Origin of the sequence: Nigerium sp. (assembly GCF_039811905.1) — a bacterium.
In the GTDB taxonomy this organism is placed as follows: domain Bacteria; phylum Actinomycetota; class Actinomycetes; order Propionibacteriales; family Propionibacteriaceae; genus Propioniciclava.
On sequence record NZ_JBDHZL010000141.1, the window covers coordinates 1 to 5,668 of the forward strand.

The 5,668-nt window shown below is 72.4% G+C and carries 6 protein-coding genes and 1 pseudogene; 4 read left to right on the top strand and 3 right to left on the bottom strand.

The genetic code is table 11. The features are described 5' to 3' along the window. Positions 1-25 precede the first annotated feature (25 nt). Together WMJ97_RS14090 and WMJ97_RS14095 are read left to right on the top strand one after the other, a co-directional pair. The gene (locus tag WMJ97_RS14090) at positions 26-508 is read left to right on the top strand and encodes a hypothetical protein (protein ID WP_347349640.1); all 483 of its coding nucleotides are present in this window, start codon (positions 26-28) and stop codon (positions 506-508) included. 92 nt (positions 509-600) lie between these two features. Beyond that, entirely contained in the window at positions 601-1,029 is a 429-nt protein-coding gene (locus WMJ97_RS14095; protein ID WP_347349642.1) for a hypothetical protein, read from the top strand. 106 nt (positions 1,030-1,135) lie between these two features. On the opposite strand, the gene WMJ97_RS14100 is transcribed toward WMJ97_RS14095, so the two are convergent. Then, the gene (locus WMJ97_RS14100) at positions 1,136-2,356 is read right to left on the bottom strand and encodes an acyltransferase family protein (RefSeq protein WP_347349643.1); all 1,221 of its coding nucleotides are present in this window, start codon (positions 2,354-2,356) and stop codon (positions 1,136-1,138) included. A 121-nt stretch (positions 2,357-2,477) separates the two neighbouring features. Here WMJ97_RS14100 and WMJ97_RS14105 point away from each other — a divergent pair, with 121 nt between their 5' ends. Beyond that, entirely contained in the window at positions 2,478-3,668 is a 1,191-nt protein-coding gene (locus tag WMJ97_RS14105) for a sensor histidine kinase (protein ID WP_347349644.1), read from the top strand. Further along, positions 3,665-4,315, top strand: coding sequence for a response regulator transcription factor (locus tag WMJ97_RS14110; protein WP_347349645.1), 651 nt, complete (start codon positions 3,665-3,667; stop codon positions 4,313-4,315). Before WMJ97_RS14105 ends, WMJ97_RS14110 begins: the two co-directional genes overlap by 4 nt. A gap of 33 nt (positions 4,316-4,348) precedes the next feature. Here the strand turns inward: WMJ97_RS14110 and WMJ97_RS14115 are convergent, their stop codons facing one another. Continuing rightward, a complete protein-coding gene (locus WMJ97_RS14115; protein ID WP_347349646.1) occupies positions 4,349-5,347 on the bottom strand; it encodes an asparaginase in 999 nt (332 codons plus the stop codon). Positions 5,348-5,354: 7 nt separating this feature from the next. After that, positions 5,355-5,668, bottom strand: a pseudogene (locus tag WMJ97_RS14120) (L-asparagine permease); the annotation flags it as partial.

Below are 5,668 nucleotides of genomic sequence, written 5' to 3' on the forward strand. Positions count from 1 at the left end.
GCACTGCACTGCGTAGGCTTCGGGGATGACCATCGACGCCGCCGACCGCCGCCCGGACGACACTGAACTCGCCCGCCTGCGGGAGTCCGTGGCGGCCCCGGGCCGCCGCAGCATGACCCGCCGCGAGGCCTTGTCGTGGGAGCGGCGCTGGACGGCGTCCGACACGCAGATCGTGACGAGGCACCTCGACCGGGTGGGGGCCGTCCGTTTCAGCCGCACCGCCGACGACTCCTATGCGCGCTGCGTCGACTCCGCCGACCGGCTCGTCATGGTGATCGCCCGCGGCTACCTGGTGTTCCCGCGCCAGTGGGCCAACCACGAATGCGCGCCTGACTGGCGCGGCATCGCGCTGTCGACGTTCGGCGTCCGGCCGGGGCCGGCGGCATCCCCCGCCCCCACCCGCGCCCCTGCCAAGCGGACGCCGCGGCATCCCGAGCCCGAGCCTGCGTTCTGCCCACGCTGCTTCCTGCAACTCACGACCACGGGAGTCTGCGGCAACTGCGACTGACACCCTTCCCGGGACGGGCTGCGGGCGTCCGGCGACGCTCTCGAAAGAAATGTCGGACCCGACCTCTAGCGTCAGCGTCGAAGGAGGACGACATGCGTGTATTGGTCGCTGACAAGGGTCGCCAGGGGCGGGCGAACGATTTCAACTGGTGCGTCGAGGGGGAGCTGGTGTACCTCCAAGGGGCGTGCGATCGGGATCTGCGCGATCCCGACAACGGGTGCGGCTGCGGGCGGGCCTTCAGCGGCCTCAGTTCGCACCGGGCCACGACGACGGCGCGGGTGGTGGAGTCCGAGCTGAGCGAAGCCGACGTCCGGGAGGCGGTGCGTGCCAGCCTCGACAGCGGCGGCTGGCTCAACCCGGCGTTCTGCTCCGACGAGATGGCGGCCGAGATGGTCGACGACGCGATGGCGAGCATCACGACCGTGGCGAACCACTTCCCCGCCGGGGTCGTGCTGCGGCGGCGCCTCGACATGGTGTACGTCGACTGCGCACCGCACGGCACGCCCGTGCCCGGCCTCTGACAAGGTCGGACGCCGCGGGCTGCGGCCCGCGGCGCCCGGTCCCGACGGTCATGCGGTCTCGACGGTCATGCGGTCTCGACGGGCGCACCCTCGTCGGCGCGCGCTCTCAGCGGCGCGCGCGCCCGTAGCGGTGCCCGTTGAGCCACTGGCCGAGCCAGGTTTTCCGGACGAGCACCTGGTAGCTGCCCAGCAGCGCCGCGCCCACGACCGTCCAGGTGAGCAGCAGCTTCGCCGCGATCGGCCACGGCTGGTCCGCGATCAACAGCTCGAACCCCACGAGGAGGGGCAAGTGCACCAGGTACGCCCAGTACGAGGAGTCGGCGAGATACCGAATCACGGGGCGTTCGCGCCGCAGAAACCGGACGCACAGGCCGAGGAGGGCGTACGTCCACGTCCAGCCGGCGAGGGCGACGAGCGCCGCGTGCCCCGGCACCGACAGCGTCGCCGGGGCGGTCACGTACCCGGCCGCCGACAGCGCGATCGCCGCCGCGAGCTGCCCGGGCCACTGGCGCGCGATCCGCGCGAGGGCGTCCGGGTCGGCGTGCAGCGCCCAGCCGACCCCGAACGCGCCCAGATAGGCGACCAGCGGGGCGACCTCGGGCAGAATTGTGGTCGGCGCGGCGATCCCGCCCGTCGCGTCGCCCTGCGCCAGCACGCACAGGTAGTACGGCACGGCCGCCGCCAGCACGCCGGCCGGCCCCGACAGCGCGCGGCCCACCGCGCGCGTCAGGCAGGTGAGGTCGCGCCCCGGCCCGCTCATCCCCGCCGCACCCTCGCCGTCCGACGCCGCCCCGGACGCCCAGCGCGCCGCCCGCAGCGCGACCCACCGCACCCCGAGCGTCAGCGCGCTCACCTCGAACAGGACCAGCAGAAACCACAGCTGCCCCGGCGAGAACATCGCCAACGCCTCCGGGGCGCCGGGCCGCGACGGCGGCTGCGGCGGCGTCGCCCCGCGCAGCGACGCGTTCGCCGCGACGAGCAGCCCCAGCGGCATCACCGCCACCGGCCAGAACGCGACCATCGGCGCCAGGATGCGGACGGTCCGGTCCCGCAGGTACGCCCCGGCGCCGCGCCGGTGCACGACCATCCGCCCGAAGAACCCGGCGAGCAGCATGAACACCGTCATCCGGAACAGGTGGATCACGAACAGCGGCACCCCCACCGCCGCCGACGTGCGCGCGTCCGTCAGCAGCCACCCCATGCCCGGCGCGAACGGCATCAGCGAGTGCAGCACGATCCCCAGCCCGAGCGCGCCGGCGCGGAGGGCGTCCAAGCCATGCAAGCGCACCCCGACACCGACAGGGGGTTTCACATCCGTTGCAGTCATGCAAACGACCCTAGGAAGGCGCGGACGCCGCCGCGTCGGCCAGTCGGCGTCCCCCGCATCCGCCGATCGGCGGATGCCCCGCCAGCCCCGGCTGCACGCCCCGCCCACCACAATGGACGCCATGAAGCAGCCCACCGCCGCCGCGTTCCTGCGCTGGCTTCCCGCGCTGCTCGCGATCATGTCGTGGTTCATCGGCTGGGGGCTCGTCGGCGTCCTGCTCGACCGCACCACCGTGCTGTGGGCGCTGCCGCCCACGCTCGCCGTCGCGGCCCTCCGCATCGCCATCGAACGGAACGCCGCCCGCATCGTGCCCGGCTCGCGCGCCGCCGTCGTCGGCTACGCGGTCCACCTCGCCCTCACGCTCACGATGGTCGCGCTCAACCCGTTCGGCTGCATCTACGCGTTCATCGGCTACCAGGACGCCGACCGCTTCTTCGTCGGCCGCCAGGTCCCCGTCGTCATCGTGCTCACCGCGGTCACGTGCGCGTTCGGGCAGGCGGGCAGCTTCCGCGGGCTCCAGGGCGCACCCCTGCTGTTCATCGCGCTGCTCGCCGTCAACCTCCTGATCGCGCTCTCCTTCATGCGCGCCGCCGTCGCCCAAGAGCGCCACGTCGCCGAGCGGGAACGCGCCGCCGACGAGCTCGCCCGGATCAGCCGGCAGAACGCCGTCCTGCACCAGCAACTGCTCGACCAGGCCCGCACCCGCGGCATCGCGGAAGAACGCGCCCGGCTGTCGCGCGAGATCCACGACACCGTCGCGCAAGGCCTCGTCGGCGTCATCAGCCAACTCGAAGCGCTGCCTGCCGACCTCGACCCCGGCATCCGCGAGCGCGTCGCCCGCGCCGAAGAGACCGCCCGCGGCTGCCTCACCGACGCCCGCCGCGCCGTCGCCGCCCTCGCCCCCCAGCAGCTCGACGACGACGACCTCGCCGACGCCGTCGGAGCCGTCGCCGCCACCTGGGCCCGCAACCACCGCGTCGTCATCGAATTCGACGCCGACGCCGCCCCCGACCGCTTCCAACACGGCCCCGAGCTGCTGCGCGTGGTCCAGGAGGGGCTGTCCAACGTCGCCCGGCACGCGCAGGCGTCCGGGGTGCGCGTCACCCTCGGCGCGACCGCGGCCGCCGAGACCGTCACCGTCGCCGACGACGGCCGCGGCTTCCACCCGGACGCCCACGCCTCCGGCCACGGCCTCCCCGGCATGCGCGAACGCCTCGCCGCAGCGGGCGGCTGGCTCGACATCCGATCGGCCCCTGGGCACGGCACGACGCTCACCGCGACCATCCCGGTGACCGCGGAGGCGTCCCGATGACCGACATGACCGACCAGGGCGGGCCGGCGGCGTCCGTAGTGCGGGTGTTGATCGCGGACGACCACCCGGTCGTCCGCGACGGCCTCGTCGGCATGCTCGGCGCGGAGCCCGGCATCGAGGTCGTCGCCGTGGCGTCCGGGGGGCGCGAGGCCGTGACGCTGGCACGGCATGCCGTGCCCGACGTCGTCCTCATGGACCTGCGCATGCCCGACGGCAGCGGCGTGGACGCCATCCGCACCCTCCGCTCGGGGCCCGGCCCTCAGCCGCGCATCCTCGTGCTGACCACGTACGACACCGACCGGGACGTCCGCGGAGCGATGGACGCCGGCGCCGACGGCTTCCTCCTCAAAGACACCCGCCGCGCCGACCTCGTGCGGGCCGTCCGCGACCTCGCCGAGGGGCGTCCCGTGCTCGCGCCTGTCGCGCTCGCCGCCCTGACGCACCGCTCGGCGGAGGTGCCGCTGAGCGCGCGCGAGGTCGACGTTCTGCGCCTCGTCGCCGAAGGCCGCACCAACCGCGCCATCGCCGGACGCCTCGGCATCGGCGAAGCGACCGTCAAGACCCACCTCATGCACGTCTACGACAAGCTCGGCGTCACCGACCGGGCGTCCGCCGTGCGGGCCGCGTGGGAGCGCGGGCTCGTCTGACAGCCCTCGGACGCCGCCCGGTCGGCAGCCGGTTTAGTCGGTGGGGGTGAGTTCGCCGGCGATGTTGGTGGTCATCCAGTGGGCGAGGTTGGTGGGGGTGAGGTGTTGGCTGAGGAGGAAGACGAGTTTGGTGTAGGTGGCCTCCAGGGTCATGTCGCCGGCGCTGATCGCGCCGGCTTGGGCGAGGGCGTAGCCGGCTTCGTAGTGGCCCAACAAGACGTCGGCTTGGTGGCATTGGGACGCGATCACGACCGGGATGCCGGCGTGGATGGTGCCGTGGAGGATGTCGGTCAGGCCGGGTTCCTCGTTGGGAATGTTCCCCACACCGTAGGCGCGCAGGATGACGCCCTCGGGGGCCGGGTCGAGGATCGCGGCGAGCCGGGTCGCGGTGATGCCGGGGGCCAGGTCGCACACGACGATGTCGTGGCGTTCGTAGGGCGCCGGGTGACGCCAGCCGGAGCCGTGCGGTGGCCGTTGGAGCCATTGCCAGGGGGCGCCGGTGCGGGCGAGTTCGGTCACGCTGAGGGATTCGAAGCCTTGGAACGCCCACGACGACGTTTTCGTGGCCCGGTTCCCGGCCAAGAGTTTGTGCCCGAAGAACACCGCGACGCCGGTGAACTTGCCCGAGGCGGCGGCCCGTAGGGCGCCGGTCACGTTCGGGGCCGCGTCACTGCCCACCACGCCGAGGGGGTATTGCGCGCCGGTGATCACCACGGGTTTGCCGAAATGGGTCAACGCGAACGATAACGCCGAGGACGTGTAGGCCATCGTGTCGGTGCCGTGCAACACGACGAACGCGTCCGCCTGGTCACGGTGGGCCCACAAATCATCAACCAGCCGGCGCCAGTCCTCCGGGGTGGCGTTGGAGGAATCGATGAGGTGGTCGAACGTGGTCAGCGTGGTCGCATCAGCCAGATCGGTATCGGTCAGGATCCGGTCCAGCCAGCCCTGGACGTCCGCGCCCGGCGCCAGACCGTGCGGGGTATCGATCATGCCCAGCGTGCCGCCCGTATAGGTGATATGAACCCGCATGGTCCGACTACCCCTGCGTCGTGGTGTCGTCCGTGTCGTCGGTGTCGAGCATCGCGTCGAGTTTCTCGGCATGGATCCGGTTCCGGACCGCGAACCAGCCGATGACCAACGCGACCGCGACCACGCCGAACAACGCCAGCGTCCACCGGCCGATCGTGGGATCGAACGCCATCGAAGCGATGATGACGACCAGGAACAAGATCGTGACCGCGTTCGTGTACGGCGCCCCGAACAACCGGTACTCCGGGCGGGTCTCCAATCCCTGACGGGCGCGGCGAACGAAAATCCAGTGCGACACCAGGATCGACATCCACGTGCCCG